Here is a 26,053-nt window from a genome sequence, read left to right as displayed (position 1 = left end):
TAGTTGTGAAAAAAGGACAGTAGATTTATGATAATGGTGTACACAAGATACGGAAGGGGATTTATATGGAAACGATTGAATTGAAATCTATTGCAACAATACGTACTCTCTCCATAGACGCAATTGAAAAAGCGAATTCCGGTCACCCAGGAATGCCGATGGGTGCTGCACCAATGGCGTACGCTTTATGGACGAATCACTTAAACGTAAGTCCGCAAAATCCAAATTGGTTTAACAGAGACCGCTTTGTTTTATCTGCGGGCCATGGTTCTATGCTTCTATACAGCATGCTTCATTTAAGCGGATACAATCTGAGCATTGACGATTTAAAGCAATTCCGCCAATGGGGAAGCAAAACACCTGGACATCCTGAATTTGGACACACAGAAGGCGTAGACGCGACAACGGGTCCACTAGGCCAGGGAATTGCTATGGCAGTAGGAATGGCACTTGCAGAAAGACATCTTGCGGAAACGTATAACAAAGACAACTTTCATGTTGTAGACCACTATACATACAGCATTTGCGGAGATGGAGACTTAATGGAGGGAATTTCCTCTGAAGCAGCTTCACTTGCTGGTCATTTAGGCTTAGGCCGTTTAATCGTTCTTTACGATTCAAATGACATTTCTTTAGATGGCGATTTAGATCGTTCATTCTCTGAAAATGTGAAGAATCGTTTTGAAGCGATGAACTGGGAAGTTCTTTACGTGAAAGACGGCAACAACATCGAAGAAGTAACAGCTGCTATTGAAAAGGCGAAGCAAAGCACAGACAGACCTACATTAATCGAAGTGAAAACAACGATCGGTTTCGGATCGCCAAACCGTGCGGGAACGTCTGGTGTGCATGGTGCACCGCTTGGCAGTGAGGAAGCAAAGCTGACGAAGGAAGCTTACTCTTGGACGTTTGAAGAAGATTTCCATGTACCTTCTGAAGTGTACGATCATTTCAAAGAAGCTGTCAAAGACGCTGGTCAGAAAAAAGAAGCAGCGTGGAATGAGCTGTTTGCGCAATACGAAAAAGAATATCCAGAGCTGGCAGCACAGCTGAAGCTTGCGATTGAAGGAAAGCTTCCTGAAAATTGGGATCAAGAGGTTCCTGTTTATGAAGCAGGTTCAAGCCTTGCCTCCCGCGCATCTTCAGGCGAAGTGTTAAATGGCATTGCGAAGCAAGTACCTTTCTTTATTGGTGGGTCTGCTGACCTTGCTGGATCAAATAAAACAACGATTAAAAACACAGATGATTTCGGTAAAAATAATTATGCCGGCAAAAACATTTGGTTCGGTGTCAGAGAGTTTGCAATGGGTGCAGCGCTCAATGGTATGGCACTTCACGGCGGTCTTCGTGTATTCGGCGGAACGTTCTTTGTTTTCTCAGATTACTTAAGACCAGCAATTCGTCTTGCTGCCTTAATGGGACTTCCAGTCACTTACGTCTTTACTCATGATAGTATCGCTGTTGGTGAAGATGGTCCGACGCATGAACCGGTTGAACAGCTTGCTTCACTGCGTGCGATGCCTAACCTTTCCGTTATCCGCCCAGCAGATGGAAATGAAACAGCTGCAGCGTGGAAACTAGCTGTATCTTCAACGGATAAACCGACAGCACTAGTTCTTACTCGTCAAAACCTTCCAACGATTGATCAGGCACCAGAGAAGGCATATGAGGGAGTAGAAAAAGGTGGATACGTTGTGGTTGAAGCAGCTGATGCACAGCCAGAAGCACTTCTTCTCGCTTCAGGATCTGAGGTTGGTTTAGCCATTGAAGCACAAAAGGCACTTGAAAAAGAGGGTATCCGCGCATCTGTTGTCAGCCTTCCTGCATGGGATCGCTTCGATCAGCAGTCAGACGAATACAAAGAATCTGTTCTTCCTAAAGCAGTACGTGCACGTATTGCGATTGAAATGGGTGCTTCACTTGGCTGGGAGCGTTACACTGGCCTTGATGGTGACGTGATTGCAATTGATAAATTTGGTGCTTCTGCTCCAGGTGAAACCATTATCGAGAAATACGGATTTACTGTCAGCAATGTAGTCAGCCGAGTGAAAGCGAAGCTGAATAAATAAACGAACTCCAAGCATCATGCTTTTTTGCTATCTGTTTGCAGAGCATTTTCATCCGCTCTGCAAACTTTTTTCTTTTTTCTTGTTTTTTTGACAAAACTAGTTTCTTCTTGCTTCATATATAGACAATTCTTTCTTTCACATTTTTGTATAATACAAGCAATAAATGAGATTGACGAAATGTGAAAGGAAGGGATAGACATGGAACGCCATTATTATATTTATTGGATTGAGGATGAATTTGCACATCACTATTTTGGCAGAGAATCGATTTTGTTTCATTTGTTTGAATCATTACACTGGACGAACCGCACTGACGATGAGTTAGTTATGCTTGTGAAGCAAGTGGATTATGTGACGAAACGAATCCCTGCTTTTCATATGCACCAGCGTCTCATGAATAACTTAACGAACATTCACTATACACAAATAGGCTCGATTTACAGCGCTTCCTTACCAGATGGAAAAGGAACCGCAGCATTTATTATTAAAGACCGGTATATCCAAATGTCTGCGACTGGTAGTTATGAGGCAGAAGCGGTGTTTTTTGAAGTGCTGAGAAAAATCAGCCCTTGTTTTCTTGCGATGGACTTTAGTTCAAAGAAGCACGGGTGGCTTAATCCAGTAAAAGTGAGGAATTTTGTTTAAAAAAATAAAATTGAACGTGAAATGTTGTATAATAGCCTTTTGTTTAGTACACTTTATACGAGACAACATGAAGGAGGAAGAATTATGGATTTATGGGTTGTCATCCTTGTAGGCGTTGTTGCACTGCTTGCAGGAGTTGCACTCGGATTCTTTATTGCTCGTAAGTATATGATGAGCTATTTGAAAAAGAATCCACCGATTAATGAACAAATGCTTCGAATGATGATGATGCAAATGGGCATGAAACCGTCCCAGAAGAAAATCAATCAAATGATGAAAGCCATGAACAACCAAGCGAAATAATACGTACGATATTATGATCATAGATGGAACATGGTTTTAAAGAATGGACAAGCGTTGTCCTTTCTTTATTCAATTCACCTTCATCAGACGCTTAAAACCACTGTACTTGCATGAATGAAGCAGGGAAGGTGGTTTTTATTATGGCGTCAAGAGCATGTGAAAAACAAAAAACCCCTATGTCAGAGGTTTTTGTTTCGTTTATGGTCACACATATCAACTGTTCTAAAAATGGTGCGGCATGTTTGATATCATGAAGTATGATTAGTTGGCTGAGTTTGAGTGTAAGTGTCGTTGATATTGTAAGAGGAGATGATCTAGCTGCTGGCTATGTTCGATGGTCACTGTTGATGTCATCCCATTATGCAAGACAACTTTCATCAGCTCTTCTCTTTTTTCTTCGATTTGAGTTAATAATGATGTTTTTACCAAAGTCATGTTCCTTTCATGCAAATCTTGATAAAAAGAATCGATTCTATTATATCCATTTTAAGGTTTATTTTCAAATTTAAAGGATTCATTATCTTGATGTCAAATTAAATTATATAAGGTTTTAAGAGAATAGACCATCTTTATTGAGGTGATGTAAAAAAAATGAAATGATTTTGTCATCTCTTATTGTATATTGTAAGAAGGGGGTGTTCTTTTGACAGATTTGAATTACTTTTTAGCATTTGGAGCAGGATTTCTTTCTTTTATTTCACCGTGCTGTCTGCCGCTTTATCCAGCGTTTTTATCGTATATTACGGGCGTTAGTATAGATGAAGTGAAATCCGAGAAGGTGATGCTGAGAAGAAGAAGTCTGCTTCATACATTATTCTTTTTAGTTGGGTTCTCTATTATATTTATTGCGATTGGCTTTGGGACATCGTTTGTCGGGAAGTTTTTTAATGATTATCATCAAGCGATTCGTCAAATTGGAGCCATCCTCATTATTTTCTTTGGTTTTATGACTCTTGGGGTATTTAAGCCCTCTTTCCTCATGGGCGAAAAGAGAATCCAGTTCAAAAATCGTCCTGCTGGTTTTTTTGGATCCATCCTCATCGGAATGGGCTTTGCCGCTGGATGGACACCTTGTACAGGACCTATTTTATCCGCTGTCATCACACTGGCGAGTAACAATCCTGAGTCGGCGGTCATGTATATGATTGCGTATATATTGGGCTTTGCCGTCCCGTTTTTTATTCTTTCCTTTTTCATTACAAAAATGGCGTGGATCAGAAAACGTCAGCAGCTCATCATGCGAATTGGCGGAATCATTATGATTGTGGTAGGGATTTTGCTGTTCTTTGATCTTCTGACATGGATTATCATCATGTTCTCATCATTGTTTGGTGGCTTTACAGGCTTTTGAAATCGTTTTCTACAGTCGCGGCGAATGGTTTTTTTTCGTCAATTGGAGTATATTATACATAGGCTGACCTTAAAGAATAAAGGAATGATTTGATATGATGATCTTGATCTCTTCTATAATTGCGGTATGTATGGCGGTGGCCGTCATGTTTATTCGCATTAAGTCATCTGCAAAACCTGCAACTGCGAAAAAAATTATTTTACCTCCTATTTTCATGAGCACTGGCGCATTGATGTTTTTTGTTCCTATGTTTCGGGTAACTGGAGCTGAATTTCTAGAAGCGATCACAGTAGGGATGTTTTTCTCCATATTTTTAATCAAAACATCGAAGTTTGAAATTAGAGGCAATGACATCTACTTAAAACGGTCAAAAGCATTTGTGTTCATTCTCATTGGACTTCTTATCCTTCGTATCGGGATGAAAACCATCCTAAGTTCTTCTATTGATTATGGTTCATTAAGCGGGATGTTTTGGATTCTTGCCTTTGGCATGATCGTGCCTTGGCGGGTTGCCATGTATTTATCGTTTAGAAAGCTGTCTAAACAATTAGATCCGCAGCAGATTCAAATGAATTAAACCTCCTTTTTTAAAGGAGGTTATTTTAATAACGATTCATATGGCGAGTGATCAATATTTTTTTCTTGAAGGCGCTTTAGTAAAAACTTATGATCCCGCTTTGGTGTGGCCATAATGTAGCCGCGAATGATTAAGTCTAAATTAATGCTGGCAGCCTGTTCTTTTAATGCCAGCTCGCCAATTTTACCCGCAATTTTCTCTTTGGCAACATCTCTAAACAGCTCTGGAACAGGTAATACGAGTTCATTTAACAGCTGTTTGTCCTCATCCCGCCATAGGTGAAGGCTCTTTTGAATATATTCATCCTGCCAATCAAGCTCTGATTTCCCATCTTCCTTTGGCAATCGTTTTAAAAATTTACGAAACATAAAAAAGCCACCGATTGCGAGTAATCCGATCATCACTGTACCCCAAAATAAAATGAACCACAAAAACCAGCCGCTTAACATGTTCTCACTCCTTATACCCCTTATCTCTCTATTTTATATTACATGAAGAGAGGATAGAAGAAAATAACAAAAATGTATGTCTATTATCTCTATAAACGCCCTTTTTCATTGATTGCCGCCCATTTACTAGAATGACCTAAACCAATTAGTAGAAAAAGAATACTTTATCATATAGCGACTCTACTATTTGGCCATGGTGGTTCGCAAAAGGTATTGACTTGAAACGAACGGGAAGAGAGCCCACCTATATAAAGGTGGGCTCTTAATGTTTGAAGTGCGGGATTTGAAAGGAAAATGCACCGTTTGGATGGTCGGAACATTTTTTAATTTTTATCGATATGATTCGGTTTTCATAATCTGTTTCAATGTCTTTGTCGTTTAAATAAAAAGGGAGCATCACGCTTTTTTCAATTGGCTGTTCGCCTTCACCATTTGGATGCTGTACTGTGTAAGTCAACGTCAGCTCATGTCCAGCGAAGGTGAGCTTTACATCAGTGATCGATAAGGTGGAGACATCGATTTCGATAATATAATCACGGCTTGTTTCATAAAGATCAATTGGGAGGTGTTCATCATACCAGGCAAATGGATCATCCATTAAAACATTAAGCCAATCATCTATTTCAATAAAATCAGAGGAATTCGATTGCTTTTCATTCTCCATAAACACTCCTCCATCACATCTCATAATAAATCATATGATGAAAATGGAAATGTGTGAAAGACCTAAAACATCCCGTGTGGTCACGGGATGAGAGGGGGATCATTACATATCATGATGAGAATTGTGCTTTTGCCTTGTATGGTTGCGGTTTTTCACTTTTTTACTGCCTGATAACGGCTCAGGCTGACCGCCTTGATGCTCCTTAGGAGAGTTTTGACGGATGTCTTTCCCTGTGTTTTTATTCGTCATGATGTTTGGCTCCTTCTTATTGATTCTTTTTACGTTTTTTATTGTTTTGCCTTTGTTCTTCTGTTAAAACGAGCTGATCATCTTCCGTATAGCCTGCGCCATTACCTTGGCTTTTGGCTGCGTTCATGCCATTCATGACATGATTCGCTTTGCGTTTTGTCATGTTCTATCACCTCATTTGTAGTATGAGCCCGCACCGCTTCGTTTATGAAGAGTAATCATTTCCTAATGATAAGTTAAACTTATTGAATTTAATAAAAGCATTGTTATTTACTTATGTATGAATTTGTTTTAAGATGAAATTGTGAGAAAATTGTGGTGAAATACGACGATTTTTCTGAGAATTGAAATTGATCTTGATCATCAAAAGGGGGATTTTGGACATGTCGAAACAGCAGCAAGTCGCTAAACAAGACGCTTTTCAATCTAGAAAAACGTTTTCGACAAATGGGAAAACGTATCACTATTATTCGTTAGAAGCACTAGAGAAACAAGGAATCGGAAATGTTTCTAAGCTGCCTTATTCCATTAAGGTACTTTTAGAATCAGTGCTTCGCCAAGTAGACGGTAGAGTGATCAAGAAGGAACACGTTGAAAACTTGGCAAAATGGGGAACTGCCGAGGTAAAAGAAATTGATGTTCCGTTTAAACCTTCTCGTGTTATTTTACAAGACTTCACGGGTGTACCAGCAGTCGTTGACCTTGCTTCTTTAAGAAAAGCAATGGCAGATGTAGGCGGAGACCCGGATAAAATCAACCCTGAAATTCCAGTTGACCTTGTGATTGACCACTCAGTACAAGTTGATAAAGCTGGAACTGAAGATGCATTAAACATTAACATGGATTTAGAATTCGAACGTAACGCAGAGCGTTATAACTTCCTTAGCTGGGCAAAGAAAGCGTTTAACAATTACCAAGCTGTTCCGCCTGCAACAGGAATTGTTCACCAAGTGAACTTAGAGTATCTTGCAAGTGTTGTTCATGCGATTGAAGAAGATGGCGAGATCATCACTTACCCAGATACATTAGTTGGAACTGACTCTCATACAACGATGATTAACGGTATCGGTGTACTTGGATGGGGCGTTGGCGGTATCGAAGCGGAAGCTGGTATGCTTGGTCAGCCTTCATACTTCCCAGTACCAGAAGTGATTGGTGCTAAATTAGTTGGAGAGCTTCCAAACGGAACAACTGCAACTGACCTTGCATTAAAAGTTACACAAGTCCTTCGTGAAAAAGGCGTAGTGAACAAGTTCGTTGAGTTCTTCGGACCTGGTGTTGCACAATTGCCGTTAGCAGATCGTGCAACCATTGCGAACATGGCGCCAGAATACGGTGCTACTTGCGGATTCTTCCCAGTAGATGAAGAAGCGCTTGCTTACCTGCGCCTTACTGGACGTGATGAAGAGCAAATTAATATCGTTGAAGAATATTCTCGTGCAAATGGTTTATTCTATACGCCAGATGCAGAAGAACCAATTTTTACTGATGTTGTGGAAATTGATCTTTCTAAAATTGAGTCAAACTTATCTGGTCCTAAACGTCCACAAGATTTGATTCCACTTTCTCAAATGAAAGAGACGTTCCATAAACACATCGAAAGCCCAGCTGGTAACCAAGGGTTTGGCTTAGATAAATCAGAGCTTGATAAACAAATCGAATTTGATCTTGCAAACGGTGAAAAAGCTGTGATGAAGACAGGTGCGATTGCGATTGCAGCGATTACGAGCTGTACGAATACATCGAACCCGTACGTGTTAATCGGAGCAGGTCTTGTTGCGAAGAAAGCAAGTGAGCTTGGTATGAAAGTGCCAAACTACGTGAAAACGTCACTAGCACCGGGTTCTAAAGTTGTAACAGGGTACCTTGTGAATTCGGGACTTCTTCCATATTTAAAAGACCTTGGATTTAACATTGTTGGATATGGCTGTACAACATGTATCGGAAACTCCGGACCGCTTGAGAAAGAAATTGAAGATGCAGTCTCTGAAAATGATCTGCTGATCACTTCTGTTTTATCAGGTAACCGTAACTTTGAAGGTCGTATTCATCCGCTTGTGAAAGGGAACTACCTTGCATCTCCACCATTAGTTGTGGCTTATGCACTTGCTGGTACGGTGAATATTGATTTAACAAAAGATCCTATCGGTGTCGATAAAAATGGCGAGAACGTTTATTTCAATGACATTTGGCCATCAATGGATGAAATCAACAGCGTCGTTAAAAGCACTGTCACACCTGAGCTATTCCGTTCAGAGTATGAAACTGTTTTTGACAACAATGACCGCTGGAATCAAATTAAAACGACGGATGATGCATTGTATAAATGGGATGAAAATTCCACATACATTGATAACCCGCCATTCTTTGAAAACCTATCAGTTGAACCTGGTAAAGTTGAACCGCTTAAAGGCTTGCGCGTCGTTGCGAAGTTCGGTGACTCTGTCACAACTGACCATATTTCTCCTGCTGGAGCGATTGGTAAGGACACACCGGCGGGCAAATACTTGCAAGAAAGAGGCGTATCGCCTAGAGACTTTAACTCATATGGATCTCGCCGTGGTAACCACCATGTCATGATGAGAGGTACTTTTGCAAACATCCGTATTAAGAACCAAATTGCACCAGGAACAGAAGGCGGTTATACAACTTACTGGCCAACTGGTGAAGTGACATCGATTTATGATGCATGCATGCGTTATAAAGAGGATGGAACAGGTCTTGCGATCTTAGCAGGTAAAGACTACGGAATGGGTTCTTCACGTGACTGGGCTGCTAAAGGAACAAACCTTCTTGGAATTAAATTTGTTCTAGCTGAAAGCTTTGAGCGTATCCACAGAAGTAACCTTGTCTTCATGGGCGTACTTCCTCTGCAGTTTAAAGATGGAGAAAGTGCAGAAACTCATGGTCTAACAGGAACAGAAACATTTGAAGTTCATGTTGACGAAACAGTTCGTCCACGTGATCTCGTCACTGTGAAAGCAATTGACACAGATGGAAACGAGAAAACGTTTGAAGTGGTGGTTCGCTTTGACAGTGAAGTCGAAATTGACTACTATCGTCATGGCGGTATCCTTCAAATGGTACTTCGCGAAAAATTGGCAAGCAACTAATACAGCAAAGAAGAGAAGGCGATCCAACAGCTTTCTCTTCTTTTTTAAAATAGTGGAGGATCAATCATGTGGAAAAAAGGAATGGCAAGCGCTGTTTTACTTGTGTTGATTGGTTTACTTGCGTGGAATTTATTTGGGCCAAAAGAGCCCGCAATCGGTCTTGAAAAAGGGGATCAAGCCCCTGATTTTGAACTGAAAACCCTTGACGGCAAAACCGCCTCGTTATCTGATTACCGAGGGAAAAAGGTGCTCGTCAATTTCTGGGCGACATGGTGTAAGCCGTGCAGGACGGAAATGCCGGATTTAGACGCAATTAGGAGCGAAAATGACCAAGTTGAAGTACTAGCGGTGAATTTAACGACCACTGAAAAGAGTGTGGATCATGTGGCAGCATTCACAAAAGAATTAAAGGTGAGCTTTCCTGTTTTATTGGACCAAAAAGGCATTCAAGCAAGATATCAGGTGCTTTCATACCCAACGACATACATATTAGATGAAAAAGGACGCATCATGTCTGTGAAGCATCAAATGCTGACAAAAAAAGAAATTGAAAAAGAGCTGGATCTATAATGATTCAGCTCTTTTGCTTATTTTCTAAATGTTTTGGCGAAAATGTAATCATACATATATGGAGGTGAGTGGAATGAGAAGAAGAAAACGACGCACATTTGAAGAGCTTGTGCTTGAAAATAAAAAAGAATTATTAAGCAATGAGGAATTTTTAAACCAGCTTGAAGAAAAGTTGGAAGAGCGATTTAGACAGAAATAAGTTATGAATTATCCGTTTTCGTTCATCCTAAAGAAGAGGGAGGGATGAATAATGGGTAGAGAGCATGATAAACAAGCGCAGTTTACACCAGACCATTTAGGGACAAAACCTGTAGCATACAAACGGAATAAAGGTAAAAAGATGCATAATAAATCAAATGAACAGCCTGATGTGATACAGACGAAGGGCGAATAAGGAGGGGAATCATCATGAATAACGAGTCCTATCAATCCAATCTAGATGATCGTTCTGATAATGTTGAAAAGCTGCAAGATATGATCGAGAACACACTTGACAATATCGATGAATCTGAAGCAGCGATGTCCGTTTCAACAGAGACAGAAAAGCAAATGATCAAACAAAAAAACGAAAACCGCAAAATGAGTATTGACGCGATGCGTTCTGAGATCAAGGACGAAGAAGCGGCAAGAAAGAATGGCTATACCGAATAAACCAGGGATTCCTGGTTTATTTTATTGCCTCTTTTTAGAAGAACCATTTGGAATGTGGTAAAATGGCAGAGACAGACCTTAGGTTTTGATAGGAGAGCGATGAAAACGTGTATGTATCCAAAAAAGAAATAGAAGTCCGTTATGCAGAAACAGATCAAATGGGCATCGTGTATCATGCCAATTATTTAATTTGGATGGAAGTCGGCAGAACAGCATTGATTAAAGAATTAGGGTTTTCCTATGCGCAGCTAGAAGCAGATGGTGCTCTTGCACCTGTGATAGACTTGCAGGTTCAATATAAAAAACCATTGCTGTATGGTGAAACAGCAACCGTTCATACATGGATTGAAGAATATAATGGTGTCAAAACGGTGTATGGCTATGAAATTCAAAAACCTGATGGACAAACAGCGATTACAGGGACAACCTCACATATATGTGTGGATAAAGACACCTTTAGACCTATTCAATTTAGAAAAGCCTTTCCTGCCTGGCATAAAGTATATGAACAGTCGAAGAAGCAGGTTTAATTTATGGCTTTTGGTATTAAACGAAGCGATTTAAACGCTTGGAAATCAGCTGTCCAGCAAGGAAAAGTTGCTTTTTTAACACACTACTGGCTCGATGACCGTTTTCCAAATGCCAATACTGTCACAAAAGCAGCCTGTCAGGATATGAAGCGGTTAGTTGAGTGGGGAGAAAGACATGGACTAAAAAAAGAATGGATTCATGACCGCGCAGGGTTTCCTCATTTTGACTTGATCGGTGAGCCGCAAAAAAGAATTCTGCAAAAGGAACGATCTTTAGGGAACATTCAGGAGTATGGGCTGTATATTGAAGTGTAAAACAAAAAAGATACCCGAGGGATGAGGTATCTTTTTTGTTTATTCATAATGAAATTCTGGTTCTTTCACGGACTCGTTATAATCAATATGCAGATCATGGTTGTCAAAGTACCAAATATCACTTTCCTCAATAAAGAAAGTAATACCTTCTATTTCAGCGGTTGCGCCGGCATTTTGAGGTTCATCTTTTGCGACGCCGAGAGAAAAGCCTTTTTGTACATTACTGCACCCGCCATATCTCACAAAAAAGCGAACTTGATCACCTTTTTCTAAATCTAATTCATCCTTGTACCAATTGAGTGCATCTTCTTTTATCGTTAATTTCAATGTGATCGCCCCTTTTTGAAGTCATGCTGTTTTTAAAATACAGGATGCAAAAACAGCTTTTCTTTACTTTTACCACATATTTAAATGGATGAAACAGCTAGAGCCATTTGATTTTCGGTTCAGTTTTGTTGAGAATTCGTTTGAGGTTGGCGATGTGTCTGTAGATCACAAAGCCAGCAAGAACGGCAACAACAATGATTAAGAATAGGTCTTTGGTGAATATGCTGTAAATGAATGTATAGATCCCGGTCAGCATAGATGATAGTGAAACATATTTACTAATGTATAAAAATAAGAAAAAAGCAGCGATCATCGTGATAAATAGGAATGGGGCATAAAATAGCAGCACACCGCCTGATGTAGCGACTGCCTTTCCCCCTTTAAATTTTGCAAAGACAGGAAAGCTGTGACCGATAACAGCAGCAACTCCTGCTAATAAGGGATGGATGTCCAGCTGCATGAAAAACGGTAAAGCTGAAGCAAGCGTCCCTTTTAGGATATCAGCAGTAATCACAATAGACCCTGCTTTTACGCCAAGTGTACGAAATGCATTCGTCGCACCTAGGTTTCCGCTGCCATGTTCACGGATATCGATACCCTTTGCAGCTTTCCCGACAATGAGACCGGATGGAATACTGCCGAGAAGATAAGCCAAAATAAACATCAAAGCAATTAACATCTGCATAACTCCTTTATATTCTCCCTCTTGTCTTACATTTTAACATGATCTTGTGAAAAACATGGGGAACTTTTTTGAAAAAATCGAAAGCAGATGGATTCGGCTTTGTTTTTAAGCAGAAATTCGCTAAAATGGAGGAAAAGGAGTGTCTTGATGAACAATCCTACGAAAGAAGAAATCGGCCGTATATTAAAAAGCAGTAAACGAATTGCTGTGGTTGGATTATCAGATCAGCCGCACCGGACGTCTTATATGGTGTCTAAGGCGATGCAGGATGCCGGGTATGAGATGATCCCAGTGAATCCAACGATCGATGAAGCACTCGGTGTGAAAGCAGTCGCTTCTTTAAAAGATATAAAAGAGCCTGTTGATATCGTCAATGTCTTTAGACGTTCAGAGTTTTTACCAGAGGTGGCAGAAGAGTTTCTCCAAATAGACGCACCTGTTTTTTGGGCGCAGCAAGGCATATATCACGAAGAAGCGAAAAGGCTGATTGAGGAAAATGGCAAGGTCGCCATCATGGATTTATGTATCAAGGTGGCTCATGCGATGACAAAAACTCATTAAATCGTCAAAAATCCTTGGTTTTTCAAGGATTTTTGCTTTTTTGTTGCAGAAATATATTTGCGATTCTGAAAGAAAGCGATAAAATAAGGCGACAGGGACATATCGGCGACCTTGCATATCGAGAAAAAGCGCGATAAGATCAATATAGAACATTTGTTCTGTTTTGCTAAAACCATCATATGATTGCATTTGGCTTATGAAACAGTCTTGTTTATAATGGACTTCTAGTTCTGATTGCAGAATGTAGAATGGTTCTCATAGCTGTGCAAAAGAGCATGTATTGGGGAATTACACATGCATGATGATGATGCAGCTTATTAAAGTGGACAGTAATGAGCAGCATGATCATCATTAAAATCTAGAGAGATCATTTGATGATTAGCCGGTTATGTTTGTTAGTGAAAGGGGATTAAGCATTTGGTTAAAAAGCAGCAAGTAGATTATAACGATGATTCTATTCAGGTGCTAGAGGGGCTTGAAGCGGTCCGTAAACGTCCAGGGATGTATATTGGATCTACGGATTCGCGCGGTCTTCATCACCTTGTCTATGAGATTGTAGACAACTCTGTCGATGAAGTGCTCGCTGGCCATGGAGATCATATCATTGTCAAAATACATAAAGATAACAGCATTTCCGTCCAAGATAAAGGGCGTGGAATGCCTACTGGTATGCATAAGCTTGGAAAACCGACACCTGAGATCATTTTAACGGTCCTGCACGCAGGCGGAAAATTTGGTCAAGGCGGATATAAAACAAGTGGTGGACTTCACGGAGTTGGGGCATCTGTTGTGAACGCGCTGTCAGAATGGCTCACTGTCACAATTGAACGTGACGGATTTATTTATCATCAGCGCTTTGAAAACGGCGGTAAACCTGTCACATCACTCGAAAAAATCGGAAAATCGAAAAAAACGGGGACACTGATTCATTTTAAGCCGGACCCTACCATGTTCAGTGTTACGACCTATAATTTCGATACATTATCAGAGCGTTTAAGAGAATCTGCCTTTTTATTAAAAGGGTTAAAAATAGAGCTGATCGATGAACGGCATGATGTACAAGAAACGTTTTATTATGAGACAGGCATTGAAGCCTTTGTTGCTTATTTAAATGAAGAAAAAGATGTTCTGAGTGAAGTCGTCTCATTTGAAGGAGAGCATCAGTCCATTGAAGTAGATTTTGCTTTTCAATTTAATGATGGCTATTCGGAAAATATCCTTTCCTTCGTTAATAACGTCAGAACAAAAGATGGCGGAACACATGAGTCTGGTGCCAAAACGGCCATGACGAGAGCCTTTAACGAATATGCTCGCAAAGTCGCTCTTTTAAAAGAAAAAGACAAAAATTTAGAAGGTACTGATATTCGCGAAGGACTGTCTGCTATTATTTCTGTCAGAATTCCTGAAGAACTGCTTCAATTTGAAGGGCAGACAAAAGGAAAGCTTGGGACAAGTGAGGCACGTTCAGCTGTTGATGCTGTCATTTCTGAAAAACTTGCGTATTTCCTTGAAGAAAACCGGGAAACAGCCACTCTTCTTGTGAAAAAAGCAATTAAAGCGCAGCAGGCAAGAGAGGCTGCTAGAAAAGCCCGTGAAGAAGCAAGGAGCGGCAAGAAACGGAAAAAGTCTGAAGCCACGCTGAGCGGAAAATTAACACCTGCCCAATCTAGAAACCCAGCAAGAAACGAACTATACCTAGTAGAGGGTGACTCAGCGGGCGGGTCAGCAAAACAGGGGCGCGACCGTAAATTCCAGGCGGTGCTGCCGCTGCGCGGAAAGGTCATCAATACAGAAAAAGCAAAGCTTGCTGATATTTTCAAAAACGAAGAAATCAACACCATTATTCATGCAATTGGTGGAGGCGTCGGTGTCGATTTTAATGTAGAAGACATCAATTATGACAAAATCGTGATCATGACAGATGCGGATACGGATGGAGCGCATATTCAAGTGCTTCTCTTAACATTCTTCTACCGCTATATGAAGCCGCTGATTGAGCATGGCAAAGTGTTTATTGCACTCCCGCCTTTATATAAAGTCAGCAAAGGCTCAGGGAAAAAAGAAATCATTGAGTACGCATGGTCTGATGAAGAAATGGATGATGTATTGAAGAAAGTTGGAAAAGGGTACACGATTCAGCGCTACAAAGGGTTAGGTGAAATGAATGCCGACCAGCTATGGGAAACGACAATGAATCCAGAATCGAGAACACTTGTCAGGGTCAAAATTGATGATGCTGCACGTGTGGAACGCCGCGTCACAACTCTAATGGGTGATAAAGTAGAACCACGCCGTAAATGGATTGAAAAGAATGTCGCCTTTGGACTTGATGAGGAAAGCAACATTCTTGAAAATGAAAACTTGTCGCTAGCTGAGGAGGTTTAAACATGGCACAACAAGAACGATTTCATGATTTACCATTAGAAGAAGTAATCGGCGACCGCTTTGGCCGCTATAGTAAATATATTATCCAAGACCGTGCGCTTCCAGATGCACGTGATGGACTAAAACCCGTACAACGAAGAATTTTATATGCGATGTATGCAGAAGGAAATACGCAGGATAAAAACTTCCGTAAAGCCGCTAAAACAGTCGGTAACGTGATTGGTAACTATCACCCGCACGGAGACTCATCTGTTTATGAAGCGATGGTAAGAATGAGTCAGGAGTGGAAAGTACGAAATGTACTGATTGAGATGCACGGGAATAACGGGAGTATCGATGGTGATCCGCCTGCTGCCATGCGTTATACGGAAGCAAGGCTGTCTGCTATTGCTTCAGAGCTTTTAAAGGACTTAGACAAGGAAACGGTCGAATTTGTCGCAAACTTTGATGATACAAGCAGAGAGCCCGTTGTATTACCAGCGATGTTCCCAAACCTCCTCGTGAATGGATCAACAGGGATTTCAGCTGGGTATGCCACAGATATCCCGCCGCATCACTTGGGAGAAGTCATTGATGGCGTTATTAAACGAATCGAACAGCCGCATTGTACGGTTGAGGATTTAATGACGGTCATCAAAGGGCCAGATTTCCCAACAGGCGGTATCATTCAAGGTGTAGACGGTATTAAGAAGGCGTATGAAACAGGAAAAGGCAAGATTATGATTCGAGGCAAAGCGGAGATTGAAACCATCCGCGGCGGACGCCAGCAAATCGTGATCACAGAAATTCCTTACGAAGTGAATAAAGCCAATCTTGTCAAAAAGATGGACGAGTTCCGAATTGAAAGAAAAGTAGAAGGCATTTCAGAGGTCCGAGATGAGACAGACCGTACTGGGCTTCGAATCGTAGTAGAGCTGAAAAAAGAAGCAGATGCAAATGGTGTGCTGAATTTCTTATATAAAAACTCAGATCTGCAAATCCCATATAACTTTAATATGGTAGCGATACATAATCGAAGACCGACCTTAATGACGCTCACCACTGTACTAGATGCATATATTGCCCATCAAAAAGAAGTGGTGACGAACCGCTCAGCGTACGAGCTTCGAAAAGCGAAGGAACGCCACCATATTGTCGACGGCTTAATTAAGGCACTTTCCATCTTAGATGAAGTCATTGCCACCATCCGCTCCTCTAATGATAAGCGTGATGCAAAGAACAACTTGATGGCGAAATATGACTTTACAGAAGCACAATCAGAAGCGATTGTTTCACTCCAGTTATATCGTTTAACGAATACAGATATTACGCAATTAAGAGACGAAGCAAGAGAGCTAGATGTGCGCATAGCAGAGCTTGAAGACATTTTAGCGAACGAGAAAAAGCTGCTGAAGGTCATTACAAACAGCCTGAAAAAGCTCAAAAAGACATATGCTGATGAGAGAAGATCCGTTATTGAGGAAAAAATCGAAGAAATTAAGATTAACCTTGAAGTGATGATCGCATCAGAGGATGTTTATGTGACAGTCACGAAGGATGGTTACATTAAGCGAACAAGCCAGCGCTCCTATGCTGCCTCTAACGGTAAGGACTTTGGTATGAAGGATACTGACCGTTTGATTCATCAGTTTGAAATGAATACAACGGATGTTCTTCTGCTGTTTACGAATAAAGGAAGCTACATTTATTGTCCTGTTCACCAGCTGCCAGATATACGCTGGAAAGACATGGGGCAGCATATTACGAATATCATTTCGATTGATCGCGAGGAATCAATCCAAAAAGCCATTCCAATAAAAGAATTTGATGAAACATCATATCTTTTATTCTTTACGAAAGGCGGAATGGTGAAGAAAACAGAGCTTCTTCAATATAAAGCGCAGCGTTATTCGAAACCGCTTGTTGCCTTGAACCTAAAAGGTGACGATGAACTCGTCGATGTTCATGTCACAACAGGACAGCAGGAATTGTTTATTGCAACGAAAAATGGTTACGGTTTGTGGTTTGATGAAGAAGAAGTAAGTGTTGTTGGACCGAGAGCGGCCGGTGTCAAAGGAATCAACTTGAAGGAAGGGGACGAGGTAGTCTCTGGCCAGATCATTGATCCGAAAAACGATGTCCTTGTGCTCACGACACAAAGAGGGGCTGTAAAGCGAATGAACCTCTCTGAATTTGATAAAACATCAAGAGCAAAACGCGGAGTTCTTATGCTGAGAGAATTAAAGAAAAACCCGCACCGTATTGTGGCTGTGATCGCTGCAGCGCTGCACGATACACTTGAGATAGATACAGAAAAGGGTACAACGATTCCACTTGATATTTCTACTTTAAGAGCAAATGACCGCTATAGCAATGGATCATTTATTATAGATGAGGAAGAGCAGGGAGAAGTGACTCATGTCCTTCTGACACCTGAACCTGCACCAGATGACAATAAATAAGCAAACGAAAACCCCCTGCGACTGGCAGGGGGTTTCTTTTATATACGGGTCATTTAGCTCTCGTGGTTGCCAAACATGCTTGTAATGGCGTGCACTACTTCAATTCCTTGGTAGACGAAAAGAGAAAGTGAAGTGACAGAGAAAAGACCTAGAATGAAAATTCTTAAGAAAAATAACATCGTGTAAAACCTCCCAATTTTTGTTTTGATTTAGATGGTTGGGTTAAACACGAGCTTGTCGGAAATAAGAAGATTGATAGAACACTGCAAGTAAATGCTTCTTTTTCCGGTCAAATCGATCAGTATGAGTGATGCGTGCAAATCCAGCTGTCATACTGCCAATAATCAGCAGTGCTGTAAATGCGGCAAATACTGCGTTCACATGTTTTTGTTTCTTTTCATCGCCCATTGTCTGGACGATTTTCATTTCATGTGATTCTTGATCGGCAACCACCTTAGCATGATGGTATACCTGAACGGAATGAGGCATTGAGAACAAATGAAAACTTGCAAGTGCTATGCATAAAACACCTAATTTTAATAGCATATTTTTTTTCATTTTTCTCACCCCTTCCTGGTTATTTTCATGATCTTACCACGTTTTCAGTTATTTGAAAAGTCTTATTTTTTTACTTTCCCTCTTTAAAAAACGATAAACATCACGACATCTATAGGACTGTTTCACTTCATGAAAGGTTTCAATTTTATTTTTTAAATTTAAAAAAAGTGCCATGATCAAGGATCAGACACTTTTAGTCGCTTGTAATGAATGTGGTTTTGCTACAGCTTTAGTAAAGATTCCTGCAATACATATGGCAAATAGAACAAAAATAAAGGCATGAAGCAGTCCAACCTGATTGGCAAGCAGACCTAAAATAGGAGGACCGGAAAGGGAGGCTGTGTAACCAGATAAGGTCACAATACTAACGCGTTTGACAGCGTACCGGCTATCATCGCCAGCTGCAGAAATGGTCAGCGGAAAACCTAAAGATGCGCCAAGTCCCCATAAAAAGATTGATATCATACATACAACAAGTGAAATCTTCAAAATGACTAAGAATAGGCCGGCAGCTGCTGATAAAATCGCAACTCTTAGCAATAATACTCTGCCAAAGCGATCGATCAAACGTCCGCTGATCAGTCTGCCGCTAATCATGCCACACAAAAACAAAGCATAGATGACTGTACTCATGGAATGTGAAACTTGGTAGCCATCCACCATTGCAAGTGGAATCCAATCATTGGCCGAGCCTTCGACAAACGCAAGACATAAGGCGATCATCGCAAGAGATATTGTTCGTTTGTTCAGCCATGCCGTTTGAGTAGGCTCAACTGTATCGGACTGTTTCTCATGCTGATCCTTTCCTGTCCCGTGCGGAATAAACCGTGTACAAATCAATATGCTGAGGAACAGCAGAAGGGCAATAGCGAGAAGGTGTATCAATACAGAAACCCCTAAATGGATAAAAAGAATACCAGCACCTGCTCCAATTAAAGTCCCAATGCTAAAGGAAGCGTGCAATATAGGCAGAATGGTTTTCTTGATGCTGTACTCAATCTCTGTTCCTTCTAAGTTCATCGCCACATTGCACATGCCAGAGCCTGCGCCAAAAAGAAAAAGACCAGAAGTGACGACAAAGATAGAAGAGAGTGTTGAACCAATGGCAAGAGTAGTAAATCCAAGGAACATCAAAAAAGCACTGATCACAATCGCCACTCGGCCGCCTTTTTTGCGGATGAATACATTTGAAAGAACAAGCCCAACAATTGAACCAACGGATAAACCGAGTAAAATAAGTCCCATTGTTCCTGTGTTTGCTTGTAATAAATCTCTCACTTCCGGTGTCCGTGAAAACCATGTAGAAATGGAGATCCCAGACATCGTAAAGATCACAATAATTGCTTTATACCACTTTAATTCCATCTAATCCCTCACATTTAAAGATATATATGTTATTGAACAAATCTACTCGATTATAAATGAGACTTGCTGATTCGTAAATAACTTGCTGGAGGAACAAGGTCAATTCTAGTCAAAAGAAATCATTCCTTCCCAATTCTTATGATGAGAAGGTAAAATAAACATAAAGGGGGCGGTAGGATGGAATCATATCGCATCGGTATAAATAGAAGGGAGGAGGAGATCAACATGAAAAGTGAAAAGGAAAAAATGATCCAAGGAGAACATTATGTATCTAGTGACCAAACACTAATCGCAGATCGTGAAAGAGCGAGACAATTGACTTACGCATATCAGCAAACCAATCAGCAAGAAAAAAGAACATCCATTTTAAAGGAATTATTAGGCGCTTGCGGAAATGATGTCGTTTTTGAAGGAAGACTGCAGTGCGATTACGGATACAATATCGAGATTGGTGAGCATTTTTTTGCAAATTTTGATGCAGTGTTATTAGATGTTTGCAAAATTACCATTGGACATCACTGTTTATTAGGTCCGAATGTACATATTTATACGGCTGGACACCCGCTTGACCCGATAGAACGTGCAAAAGGCATTGAATTCGGCAAACCAGTCATCATTGGAAACCATGTATGGATTGGCGGCGGTGCTATTATTAATCCAGGTGTCACAATTGGCGACAATGCTGTCATTGCATCTGGTGCCGTTGTGACAAAAAATGTTCCAGCAAATGTGGTGGTTGGCGGAAATCCTGCGAAAATCATTAAATATCTTGATGAATCAAAATCTCGCGAATAACGTTGGATTTTGATTTTTTCTATTTTGTCTCAATAAGATAAGTATACTTAATTTTGAGACAAGGGAATTTCAATGGTTGTTTAACTTCCTAGAATATATATTATGTAAACTAAAAAATGAGAATACATATTTGAGTGTCGATATTTAATTTCACAACCTCTACCACCTTCTCAATAAATTAGATCAGTCGTAAAGGTTGTGCCTTTCCTTATTGGCTGCTACAGTAAATTAAATACTTTGGGATATTTCGTTTAAAAATACTTTCCTCTTTTCATCTGTTGTTAAGTTAACTCTCGAAAAATGAATCCATTTGGTGTCTTCATTTTTAAGTCCCAAGTCAGCAAGAGTTCTGTTAATAAAAACGCTTTGAATCGCATTCCCACCTTCAGATTCTATATAATCCTTATCTGTTGTAGATGTTGAGATCACGGTTGTTTTTTTAATATTTGTCAATAAACCTTTTAAAGCCCCAGTGTTTTTATCTTCTAAGAATGCGAAACCTCTTAACATGACTTTATCAATAAATCCTTTTAAAATTGCAGGTAAATCCCACCACCAGACAGGAAATATAAATATTAATTCAGTTGACTGACTTAATTTCTTTTGATAATCCTTAACTAATTGATCAGGCGTTTCTCCTTTATGAAAATACTTCAATTCCTCAGCTGAAAAGACGGGATTAAACCCATCTTTATATAAATCGATCACTTGAAATGGTTCTCTCTTTGTTTCTAGATTTTCTGTAATGGAAGTCAAAATGGCATGATTATAGCTTCCATCCCAAGGATGTGCATAGACAATTGTTTTCATGATTCATTCACCCTTTTTTGTTATTTTCATCATATTTTGATGTACATTCATTTTATTGTATGCTATAACGTACTACAAGTACGGTAATTAAAGTGCGATACTAACCTAAAGGAGAGTGTGAAATGACCAAAGAATCCTTTACAGCTCATGCTGATCTAAAAGAAACTGGATTTGGGTACACTTTATCATTAATTGGTGGGAAATATAAGATGACGGTACTGTATGCTTTATATGCAAACAATGCGCCTATTCGCTATAATCAGTTGAAACGAATGCTTGGGGCAATCTCTTTTAAAACATTAACCAATACACTAAAAGAGCTTGAAGCAGATCAGTTAATTAATCGTAAAGAATATCCTCAAGTGCCTCCAAAAGTAGAATATAGTTTATCGGAAAAGGGATTATCATTGATCCCTGTATTAGATGCGATTTGCTATTGGGGTGAAGAACAAATGAAAAAATAGTTAGACGTTGAGTGAAATTGTACTTTTAGGCAAAAGGGTGTACATTCAGTCAAAAAAAGAGCATCTCTCTTGAGATACTCTTAGAACATTGATAAATCTCATGAAATATTAAGTTGTCTTTCTCTTATTTTTTGTTTGAGTTATGCTGCAAATAAACAACATGAGTTTGTAAAAATTCTTCTAAACCATGTTTACCATCTGCTCCGCCAATTCCAGATTTCTTACGACCTGCGTGGAATCCTTGAAAAAAATAGAGATTCCAAATGGAAACTCTATTTTTTATATCAACCAACCTTACACAATGAAATAAAAAGCTTTTAAAGGTCCATGCACACCTACGACCAAATTCATTTCGATATCTGCAGAATTACTTGGTCCAGAAATAAAGTGAATACAAGAAGCAACAGCTTCTCCCTTTTCCACACGTTGGTTTAGGTCAGAAACAGCCTGTGTAATACGTGCCACAATCGTTTCACGCGGGATAATCGTGACATAGACAGTCGGCAAAAAGTGAAGTGCCCGCCCTTGTCCCTCATGAGTTTTTACAACAATTGTTCCTGACTCGGCAAGTGCATAGTCACTGAATGTAATACCAATATTGGCTTTTTCGGCGAGGGAATGATTCGCTTCACGTCCTCTTTTTGAATCCCATACATGTACCTCTATATTTTCTTCCGGCCATTCTTTTTCAAGTAAATCTGTTAAGCCATATTCTTTGAAACGTGAATCTTGGGCTGTCATTACGGGCCCCCCGCCATGTTCAGCAACAATTTTCTTTAAAGCTTCAGCTAAGTGATCTTTTGTTGTTTCAAAAACAGTAGTATGAATTTTGCTGCAGTGCTCTGTGAACGTAGCGATTAACTCCTTTTCTGTATAACCTTTCATTACATCCCAGTTTACGTTATTCTTCCACTCTGGTCGTACAACACCACTTATTCGTCTTTCCCGTCCCAGCTGTTTAGCCACATGATTTAAAAAAACTTCCTGATTTTGAGCTGTTCCTCTCATTACTTTTCACCACCTTTTTTATGATTGTCAAACCAGTCTCGAAAACGTTCTTTACTTGGAGCTGGGAATTCTCGAATTTCAGTCCAATTTTTTAATGGGCCAATTCCTTTGGAGACTCGATCTCCTGATACAATGGGCTTCATAGCTGCAGGTGCCATTTTTGTACCTAGTTTGTATAGAGCAGCAGATGATGCTCCCATTCCAAACATTTTCATCGCTAGTTTCTCACCGAGAGGAGCACGTCCTTCTTTTTCAACAATTACTTGACGATGTTTTAAAAGTAGTTCGTGTAGCGGAATTTTAACTGGACAAGCATCAGTACATGCTGCACAAAGAGTTGATGCATATGGCAGTTCTTTATAATCGTCATATCCACCTAAAAGTGGACTTAATACTGCACCAATTGGCCCCGGATAGATAGAGCCATAAGAATGTCCTCCGACATGACGATATACTGGACATACATTAATACATGCTGCACAACGGATGCATTGTAATACTTGTTGGAACTCAGACCCTAAGATTTCAGAACGGCCGTTATCAACGACAACAAGGTGAAATTCTTCTGGACCATCTGCCTCTTCTTCATATTTAGGCCCTACTGTTGTAATGTAACTCGTTAGCTTTTGCCCTACTGCACTTCTGCAAAGCAATCCAACGAGTACATCCAGCTCCTCCATTGTTGGTACAAGACGTTCCATTCCCATTACAGCGATTTGCGTTTTTGGAATAGCAGTTACAAGATCCGCATTTCCTTCATTGGTCACTAAACAGATTGATCCTGTATTTGCAACGGCAAAATTGCAACCGGTGACACCGATTTCTGCTTCAAGAAATTTTTCGCGCAGGATTTTACGAACAAATTTTGTCATCTCGTAAGGATCCTCCGACTTTCCATAACCTAGTTTTTCTTGAAATACATCACGAATTTGTTCTTTTTTCATATGAAGAGCTGGCGCTACGATGTGGGAAGGTGGTTCATGATCATCAATTTGCAAAATGTATTCGCCAAGGTCACTTTCTACCACTTCACAACCTATGTCTTCTAAAGTTTTATTCATTTCGATTTCTTCGGTTACCATTGATTTGGATTTCACGACTTTCTTGGCTTGTTTTTTTTCTGCAACTTCCTTCATGTATTGAGCGGCGTCTTCTTTTGTTTTCGCAAAAAAGACATGTCCCCCGCGTTTTGTAACATTTTCACTTAATTGCATTAAGTAATAATCTAAATTCTCCAGCGTGTGTTGACGGATTTGCTCCCCTAAATCGCGCCATTCTTCCCAGTTCCCAAGCTCTTCACTAGCTGCCAAACGACGTGTATACAGGCGTTCTTGAGCTGTAGACACAGCTTCACGCATCGTAGAATCTTGGATTCCTTTATCAATACGTTCATTAAATTTTTTATCACTAATTTTCATGCTCATGTCGTGTTCCCCCCTTGAATTAACGGCTATTTAATACCTCTGCAATATGCAGTACCTGCGCTGATTTTCCTAAACGTTCTATTCGTCCTCCGATATTCATTAAACATCCACAATCTGCACTAATTAAATAGTCCGCACCTGTCTGTTCAACACTTTCTACTTTTTCGTCTACCATTTGTTCAGATATTGGCATCATTTTCACAGAAAAAGTTCCACCAAATCCACAGCAATTTTGGGCGTTGGGAAGATGCTCAACTTCTAATTCTTTTACATTAGAAAGCAGCGTAAAAGGTGCTTCCTTCACACCTAGCAAACGTGTCATATGACAAGATGTATGATAGGTCGCTTTCCCTTTTAAACGTGCCCCTACATCTGTAACCTTTAAAACCTCTACGATAAATTGAGTTAGTTCATACGTTTTCTCAGCAAGACGCCTTGCTCGCTCCTCCCATTGAACATCTCCTTTGAATATATGTGGATATTCGTGGAACATCGCTGCACAAGAACCAGAGGGAGTTACTATATACTCTGCATCTGCAAAGGTTTGAATCATATTTTTCGCTGCTTGCTTGGCTTCGGCAACATAGCCACTATTATAGGCGGGCTGGCCACAACATACTTGTGATGTAGGAAAGGATACTTCACAACCAAGGTGTTCAAGTATCTCAACTGTTGCCTTACCGACATTCGGCTGGAAAGTATCAATTAAACATGTAATAAATAAGCTCACTTTCAATTTTAAAACCTCCTCTTAACGAATATTTAGATTTACCTGGTCGGCTGATGACTGAAAAGTAAAAGCAGGCCCCTTCTTTCATAAGTATTTTATTGTGTATTCTCCATGTGAGATGAATATGATTCCCTTCAATTAGCACGCGTAGAGTGGAAAAAACATTGAGTTGTAACCTATTCATCTAAAAAGGAATCCTTGTAATATAAACAGGGGAATTGATCTATTAGACCCTTCCCCTGACTGTATCTCTTTGTAAATTTACTAGTTAGCCTTTCATGATTTTTTAGGCTAAAACAGGGTTTCTTTTTGTTAATACATCTTGCTCATATTGTTTCACTTCTTCCAGCCATGTTTCTTTTAAAGGCACGCCCATTTTTTCACAATAGTAATCCCAGATTGCACCGAAAGGATACGTTTTGAATTCCTCTATTAATGCTAATCTTTCTGTAAAGTTTCCATCTTCCTGTAACTCTTTTAAATGTTCATTTGGTACTAACATTTTAATAAATAATGAAAATAGTCAGGAACCATTAGAAAAGATTTTGCATTTTCTAAAATCTCCGGATGATTTTGTTTGATTGAATAAAGTTGATAAATCGTATTAAATTTTTGAAATTGAATTCCTGTCTCTAGATACAGACGTTCCTTCATGAATGTTTTAAAAACCTCATCCATCATCCCGTCTGTTCTCGAATCGCGATAGGCAACAAAATCTGTTAAAGGTTTGTTCCATTCATCTAGTAAAACAAAGTCTACTGCCCATGTATCAATACCGATACTTTCTGGAGATAATCCCATTTCACTACATTGATGGATTCCCTTTTTTATTTCTTCAAATAATCGATCAAGCTCCCAGCAAAACTGGCCATTTTTTTGGACCATTTTATTCTCGAAACGGTGGATTTCTTTTAGATTTAAAAGTCCATCTTCAAGATGACCCGCTATTAATCTTCCACTAGAAGCACCAATATCAACTGCTAAACAACATTTCTTCATTTTAATCACCCTTTG

General features: G+C 39.9%; 32 protein-coding genes and 1 pseudogene. 17 read left to right on the top strand and 16 right to left on the bottom strand.

Annotated features, from left to right (window positions below; translation table 11 throughout):
• Positions 1–65: 65 nt before the first annotated feature.
• The 3 genes from tkt (at position 66) to EV579_RS00420 (ending at position 3,017) form a co-directional block, all read left to right on the top strand.
• A complete protein-coding gene (gene tkt, locus EV579_RS00430) occupies positions 66–2,069 on the top strand; it encodes a transketolase (RefSeq protein WP_024425133.1) in 2,004 nt (667 codons plus the stop codon).
• A gap of 198 nt (positions 2,070–2,267) precedes the next feature.
• Positions 2,268–2,714 carry a sporulation inhibitor of replication protein SirA gene (gene sirA, locus EV579_RS00425; RefSeq protein WP_024425134.1) on the top strand — a complete coding sequence of 149 codons (447 nt, stop codon included), beginning with the start codon at positions 2,268–2,270 and terminating at the stop codon, positions 2,712–2,714.
• An 84-nt stretch (positions 2,715–2,798) separates the two neighbouring features.
• Positions 2,799–3,017, top strand: a complete 219-nt coding sequence (locus EV579_RS00420; RefSeq protein WP_003212379.1) for a YneF family protein — start codon at positions 2,799–2,801, stop codon at positions 3,015–3,017.
• Positions 3,018–3,278: 261 nt separating this feature from the next.
• On the opposite strand, the gene EV579_RS00415 is transcribed toward EV579_RS00420, so the two are convergent.
• Positions 3,279–3,452, bottom strand: a complete 174-nt coding sequence (locus EV579_RS00415; protein ID WP_369810454.1) for an aspartyl-phosphate phosphatase Spo0E family protein — start codon at positions 3,450–3,452, stop codon at positions 3,279–3,281.
• Between the two features lie 208 nt (positions 3,453–3,660).
• On the opposite strand from EV579_RS00415, the gene EV579_RS00410 reads away from it, so the two are divergent.
• Together EV579_RS00410 and EV579_RS00405 are read left to right on the top strand one after the other, a co-directional pair.
• Positions 3,661–4,368 carry a cytochrome c biogenesis CcdA family protein gene (locus EV579_RS00410; RefSeq protein WP_024425135.1) on the top strand — a complete coding sequence of 236 codons (708 nt, stop codon included), beginning with the start codon at positions 3,661–3,663 and terminating at the stop codon, positions 4,366–4,368.
• A gap of 94 nt (positions 4,369–4,462) precedes the next feature.
• Positions 4,463–4,945, top strand: a complete 483-nt coding sequence (locus EV579_RS00405; RefSeq protein ID WP_073205729.1) for a CcdC family protein — start codon at positions 4,463–4,465, stop codon at positions 4,943–4,945.
• A 20-nt stretch (positions 4,946–4,965) separates the two neighbouring features.
• Here the strand turns inward: EV579_RS00405 and EV579_RS00400 are convergent, their stop codons facing one another.
• The 4 genes from EV579_RS00400 to sspO all read right to left on the bottom strand — a co-directional run bounded on the left by EV579_RS00400 (position 4,966) and on the right by sspO (position 6,470).
• On the bottom strand, positions 4,966–5,394 hold the full coding sequence (locus tag EV579_RS00400; RefSeq protein ID WP_024427086.1) for a DUF2621 domain-containing protein: 429 nt from the start codon (positions 5,392–5,394) through the stop codon (positions 4,966–4,968).
• A 262-nt stretch (positions 5,395–5,656) separates the two neighbouring features.
• Entirely contained in the window at positions 5,657–6,058 is a 402-nt protein-coding gene (locus EV579_RS00395) for an Hsp20/alpha crystallin family protein (RefSeq protein ID WP_024425138.1), read from the bottom strand.
• Between the two features lie 102 nt (positions 6,059–6,160).
• Positions 6,161–6,307 carry a small acid-soluble spore protein P gene (locus EV579_RS00390; protein WP_003211331.1) on the bottom strand — a complete coding sequence of 49 codons (147 nt, stop codon included), beginning with the start codon at positions 6,305–6,307 and terminating at the stop codon, positions 6,161–6,163.
• Positions 6,308–6,323: 16 nt separating this feature from the next.
• Positions 6,324–6,470 (bottom strand): small acid-soluble spore protein O, encoded by a 147-nt coding sequence (gene sspO / locus EV579_RS00385; RefSeq protein WP_024425139.1) that lies wholly within the window; start codon positions 6,468–6,470, stop codon positions 6,324–6,326.
• A gap of 220 nt (positions 6,471–6,690) precedes the next feature.
• Between sspO and acnA the strand changes: the two genes are divergently transcribed.
• The 7 genes from acnA to EV579_RS00350 all read left to right on the top strand — a co-directional run bounded on the left by acnA (position 6,691) and on the right by EV579_RS00350 (position 11,486).
• On the top strand, positions 6,691–9,420 hold the full coding sequence (acnA, locus tag EV579_RS00380; protein WP_024425140.1) for an aconitate hydratase AcnA: 2,730 nt from the start codon (positions 6,691–6,693) through the stop codon (positions 9,418–9,420).
• 66 nt (positions 9,421–9,486) lie between these two features.
• On the top strand, positions 9,487–9,990 hold the full coding sequence (locus EV579_RS00375; protein ID WP_024425141.1) for a TlpA family protein disulfide reductase: 504 nt from the start codon (positions 9,487–9,489) through the stop codon (positions 9,988–9,990).
• Between the two features lie 73 nt (positions 9,991–10,063).
• Complete coding sequence (locus EV579_RS00370; RefSeq protein ID WP_003211002.1) at positions 10,064–10,189, top strand: FbpB family small basic protein; 126 nt, start codon at positions 10,064–10,066, stop codon at positions 10,187–10,189.
• A gap of 51 nt (positions 10,190–10,240) precedes the next feature.
• Positions 10,241–10,384, top strand: coding sequence for an acid-soluble spore protein N (locus EV579_RS00365; protein ID WP_008357830.1), 144 nt, complete (start codon positions 10,241–10,243; stop codon positions 10,382–10,384).
• A 14-nt stretch (positions 10,385–10,398) separates the two neighbouring features.
• The gene (tlp, locus tag EV579_RS00360; protein ID WP_133743779.1) at positions 10,399–10,641 is read left to right on the top strand and encodes a small acid-soluble spore protein Tlp; all 243 of its coding nucleotides are present in this window, start codon (positions 10,399–10,401) and stop codon (positions 10,639–10,641) included.
• A gap of 107 nt (positions 10,642–10,748) precedes the next feature.
• A complete protein-coding gene (locus EV579_RS00355) occupies positions 10,749–11,171 on the top strand; it encodes an acyl-CoA thioesterase (protein ID WP_024425143.1) in 423 nt (140 codons plus the stop codon).
• A 3-nt stretch (positions 11,172–11,174) separates the two neighbouring features.
• Complete coding sequence (locus tag EV579_RS00350; RefSeq protein ID WP_024425144.1) at positions 11,175–11,486, top strand: hypothetical protein; 312 nt, start codon at positions 11,175–11,177, stop codon at positions 11,484–11,486.
• A gap of 39 nt (positions 11,487–11,525) precedes the next feature.
• Here EV579_RS00350 and EV579_RS00345 read toward each other — a convergent pair whose 3' ends face one another.
• Positions 11,526–11,813 carry a HesB/YadR/YfhF family protein gene (locus EV579_RS00345; RefSeq protein ID WP_024425145.1) on the bottom strand — a complete coding sequence of 96 codons (288 nt, stop codon included), beginning with the start codon at positions 11,811–11,813 and terminating at the stop codon, positions 11,526–11,528.
• A 97-nt stretch (positions 11,814–11,910) separates the two neighbouring features.
• A complete protein-coding gene (gene plsY / locus EV579_RS00340) occupies positions 11,911–12,492 on the bottom strand; it encodes a glycerol-3-phosphate 1-O-acyltransferase PlsY (RefSeq protein WP_024425146.1) in 582 nt (193 codons plus the stop codon).
• A gap of 153 nt (positions 12,493–12,645) precedes the next feature.
• Between plsY and EV579_RS00335 the strand changes: the two genes are divergently transcribed.
• The 3 genes from EV579_RS00335 to parC all read left to right on the top strand — a co-directional run bounded on the left by EV579_RS00335 (position 12,646) and on the right by parC (position 17,885).
• The gene (locus tag EV579_RS00335) at positions 12,646–13,059 is read left to right on the top strand and encodes a CoA-binding protein (protein WP_133743778.1); all 414 of its coding nucleotides are present in this window, start codon (positions 12,646–12,648) and stop codon (positions 13,057–13,059) included.
• A gap of 417 nt (positions 13,060–13,476) precedes the next feature.
• On the top strand, positions 13,477–15,444 hold the full coding sequence (gene parE, locus EV579_RS00330; RefSeq protein ID WP_024425148.1) for a DNA topoisomerase IV subunit B: 1,968 nt from the start codon (positions 13,477–13,479) through the stop codon (positions 15,442–15,444).
• A gap of 2 nt (positions 15,445–15,446) precedes the next feature.
• A complete protein-coding gene (gene parC / locus EV579_RS00325; RefSeq protein ID WP_133743777.1) occupies positions 15,447–17,885 on the top strand; it encodes a DNA topoisomerase IV subunit A in 2,439 nt (812 codons plus the stop codon).
• A gap of 53 nt (positions 17,886–17,938) precedes the next feature.
• Here parC and EV579_RS19240 read toward each other — a convergent pair whose 3' ends face one another.
• From EV579_RS19240 to EV579_RS00315, 3 genes are all read right to left on the bottom strand, one after another.
• The gene (locus EV579_RS19240; RefSeq protein ID WP_254966705.1) at positions 17,939–18,064 is read right to left on the bottom strand and encodes a hypothetical protein; all 126 of its coding nucleotides are present in this window, start codon (positions 18,062–18,064) and stop codon (positions 17,939–17,941) included.
• A gap of 43 nt (positions 18,065–18,107) precedes the next feature.
• Positions 18,108–18,443, bottom strand: a complete 336-nt coding sequence (locus tag EV579_RS00320) for a hypothetical protein (protein WP_024425150.1) — start codon at positions 18,441–18,443, stop codon at positions 18,108–18,110.
• 183 nt (positions 18,444–18,626) lie between these two features.
• Positions 18,627–19,808, bottom strand: coding sequence for an MFS transporter (locus tag EV579_RS00315; RefSeq protein WP_133743776.1), 1,182 nt, complete (start codon positions 19,806–19,808; stop codon positions 18,627–18,629).
• A 225-nt stretch (positions 19,809–20,033) separates the two neighbouring features.
• On the opposite strand from EV579_RS00315, the gene EV579_RS00310 reads away from it, so the two are divergent.
• Entirely contained in the window at positions 20,034–20,603 is a 570-nt protein-coding gene (locus EV579_RS00310; protein ID WP_133743775.1) for a sugar O-acetyltransferase, read from the top strand.
• Between the two features lie 228 nt (positions 20,604–20,831).
• Here the strand turns inward: EV579_RS00310 and EV579_RS00305 are convergent, their stop codons facing one another.
• A complete protein-coding gene (locus EV579_RS00305; protein ID WP_034621984.1) occupies positions 20,832–21,413 on the bottom strand; it encodes an NAD(P)H-dependent oxidoreductase in 582 nt (193 codons plus the stop codon).
• Between the two features lie 122 nt (positions 21,414–21,535).
• Here EV579_RS00305 and EV579_RS00300 point away from each other — a divergent pair, with 122 nt between their 5' ends.
• On the top strand, positions 21,536–21,877 hold the full coding sequence (locus EV579_RS00300) for a winged helix-turn-helix transcriptional regulator (protein WP_024425154.1): 342 nt from the start codon (positions 21,536–21,538) through the stop codon (positions 21,875–21,877).
• A 294-nt stretch (positions 21,878–22,171) separates the two neighbouring features.
• On the opposite strand, the gene EV579_RS00295 is transcribed toward EV579_RS00300, so the two are convergent.
• From EV579_RS00295 to EV579_RS00275, 5 genes and pseudogenes are all read right to left on the bottom strand, one after another.
• The gene (locus tag EV579_RS00295) at positions 22,172–22,885 is read right to left on the bottom strand and encodes a LutC/YkgG family protein (RefSeq protein WP_044335346.1); all 714 of its coding nucleotides are present in this window, start codon (positions 22,883–22,885) and stop codon (positions 22,172–22,174) included.
• Positions 22,885–24,309 (bottom strand): LutB/LldF family L-lactate oxidation iron-sulfur protein, encoded by a 1,425-nt coding sequence (locus tag EV579_RS00290; protein ID WP_133743774.1) that lies wholly within the window; start codon positions 24,307–24,309, stop codon positions 22,885–22,887. Before EV579_RS00290 ends, EV579_RS00295 begins: the two co-directional genes overlap by 1 nt.
• A 19-nt stretch (positions 24,310–24,328) precedes the next feature.
• Positions 24,329–25,045, bottom strand: a complete 717-nt coding sequence (locus tag EV579_RS00285; protein WP_133743773.1) for a (Fe-S)-binding protein — start codon at positions 25,043–25,045, stop codon at positions 24,329–24,331.
• A gap of 280 nt (positions 25,046–25,325) precedes the next feature.
• A pseudogene (locus EV579_RS00280) lies at positions 25,326–25,556 on the bottom strand (L-rhamnose isomerase); the annotation flags it as partial.
• Positions 25,535–26,038, bottom strand: coding sequence for an FGGY family carbohydrate kinase (locus EV579_RS00275; RefSeq protein WP_338423272.1), 504 nt, complete (start codon positions 26,036–26,038; stop codon positions 25,535–25,537). The pseudogene EV579_RS00280 and the gene EV579_RS00275, both read right to left, overlap by 22 nt.
• Positions 26,039–26,053: the final 15 nt, after the last annotated feature.

The organism is Bacillus sp. BK450 (genome assembly GCF_004364885.1).
GTDB classification, from domain to species: Bacteria; Bacillota; Bacilli; order Bacillales; family Bacillaceae; genus Bacillus; species Bacillus safensis.
The sequence above is the reverse complement of the archived record's forward strand: the minus strand, read 5'-3'. Positions and strand labels throughout refer to the sequence as shown.

Excerpts from the sequence above, each read along its gene's own strand:
- EV579_RS00300 (WP_024425154.1), top strand. The coding sequence starts at position 21,536 with ATGACCAAAGAATCCTTTACAGCTCATGCTGATCTAAAAGAAACTGGA.
- EV579_RS00405 (WP_073205729.1), top strand. The coding sequence starts at position 4,463 with ATGATGATCTTGATCTCTTCTATAATTGCGGTATGTATGGCGGTGGCC.
- EV579_RS00390 (WP_003211331.1), bottom strand. The coding sequence starts at position 6,307 with ATGACGAATAAAAACACAGGGAAAGACATCCGTCAAAACTCTCCTAAG.
- EV579_RS00310 (WP_133743775.1), top strand. The coding sequence starts at position 20,034 with ATGAAAAGTGAAAAGGAAAAAATGATCCAAGGAGAACATTATGTATCT.
- EV579_RS00365 (WP_008357830.1), top strand. The coding sequence starts at position 10,241 with ATGGGTAGAGAGCATGATAAACAAGCGCAGTTTACACCAGACCATTTA.
- EV579_RS00420 (WP_003212379.1), top strand. The coding sequence starts at position 2,799 with ATGGATTTATGGGTTGTCATCCTTGTAGGCGTTGTTGCACTGCTTGCA.
- tkt (WP_024425133.1), top strand. The coding sequence starts at position 66 with ATGGAAACGATTGAATTGAAATCTATTGCAACAATACGTACTCTCTCC.
- EV579_RS00315 (WP_133743776.1), bottom strand. The coding sequence starts at position 19,808 with ATGGAATTAAAGTGGTATAAAGCAATTATTGTGATCTTTACGATGTCT.
- EV579_RS00395 (WP_024425138.1), bottom strand. The coding sequence starts at position 6,058 with ATGGAGAATGAAAAGCAATCGAATTCCTCTGATTTTATTGAAATAGAT.
- sirA (WP_024425134.1), top strand. The coding sequence starts at position 2,268 with ATGGAACGCCATTATTATATTTATTGGATTGAGGATGAATTTGCACAT.
- EV579_RS00370 (WP_003211002.1), top strand. The coding sequence starts at position 10,064 with ATGAGAAGAAGAAAACGACGCACATTTGAAGAGCTTGTGCTTGAAAAT.
- plsY (WP_024425146.1), bottom strand. The coding sequence starts at position 12,492 with ATGTTAATTGCTTTGATGTTTATTTTGGCTTATCTTCTCGGCAGTATT.
- tlp (WP_133743779.1), top strand. The coding sequence starts at position 10,399 with ATGAATAACGAGTCCTATCAATCCAATCTAGATGATCGTTCTGATAAT.
- EV579_RS00295 (WP_044335346.1), bottom strand. The coding sequence starts at position 22,885 with ATGAGAGGAACAGCTCAAAATCAGGAAGTTTTTTTAAATCATGTGGCT.
- EV579_RS00290 (WP_133743774.1), bottom strand. The coding sequence starts at position 24,309 with ATGAGCATGAAAATTAGTGATAAAAAATTTAATGAACGTATTGATAAA.
- EV579_RS00335 (WP_133743778.1), top strand. The coding sequence starts at position 12,646 with ATGAACAATCCTACGAAAGAAGAAATCGGCCGTATATTAAAAAGCAGT.
- sspO (WP_024425139.1), bottom strand. The coding sequence starts at position 6,470 with ATGACAAAACGCAAAGCGAATCATGTCATGAATGGCATGAACGCAGCC.
- EV579_RS00415 (WP_369810454.1), bottom strand. The coding sequence starts at position 3,452 with ATGACTTTGGTAAAAACATCATTATTAACTCAAATCGAAGAAAAAAGA.
- EV579_RS19240 (WP_254966705.1), bottom strand. The coding sequence starts at position 18,064 with ATGTTATTTTTCTTAAGAATTTTCATTCTAGGTCTTTTCTCTGTCACT.
- EV579_RS00275 (WP_338423272.1), bottom strand. The coding sequence starts at position 26,038 with ATGAAGAAATGTTGTTTAGCAGTTGATATTGGTGCTTCTAGTGGAAGA.
- acnA (WP_024425140.1), top strand. The coding sequence starts at position 6,691 with ATGTCGAAACAGCAGCAAGTCGCTAAACAAGACGCTTTTCAATCTAGA.
- EV579_RS00400 (WP_024427086.1), bottom strand. The coding sequence starts at position 5,394 with ATGTTAAGCGGCTGGTTTTTGTGGTTCATTTTATTTTGGGGTACAGTG.
- EV579_RS00350 (WP_024425144.1), top strand. The coding sequence starts at position 11,175 with ATGGCTTTTGGTATTAAACGAAGCGATTTAAACGCTTGGAAATCAGCT.
- EV579_RS00375 (WP_024425141.1), top strand. The coding sequence starts at position 9,487 with ATGTGGAAAAAAGGAATGGCAAGCGCTGTTTTACTTGTGTTGATTGGT.
- parC (WP_133743777.1), top strand. The coding sequence starts at position 15,447 with ATGGCACAACAAGAACGATTTCATGATTTACCATTAGAAGAAGTAATC.
- EV579_RS00320 (WP_024425150.1), bottom strand. The coding sequence starts at position 18,443 with ATGAAAAAAAATATGCTATTAAAATTAGGTGTTTTATGCATAGCACTT.
- EV579_RS00305 (WP_034621984.1), bottom strand. The coding sequence starts at position 21,413 with ATGAAAACAATTGTCTATGCACATCCTTGGGATGGAAGCTATAATCAT.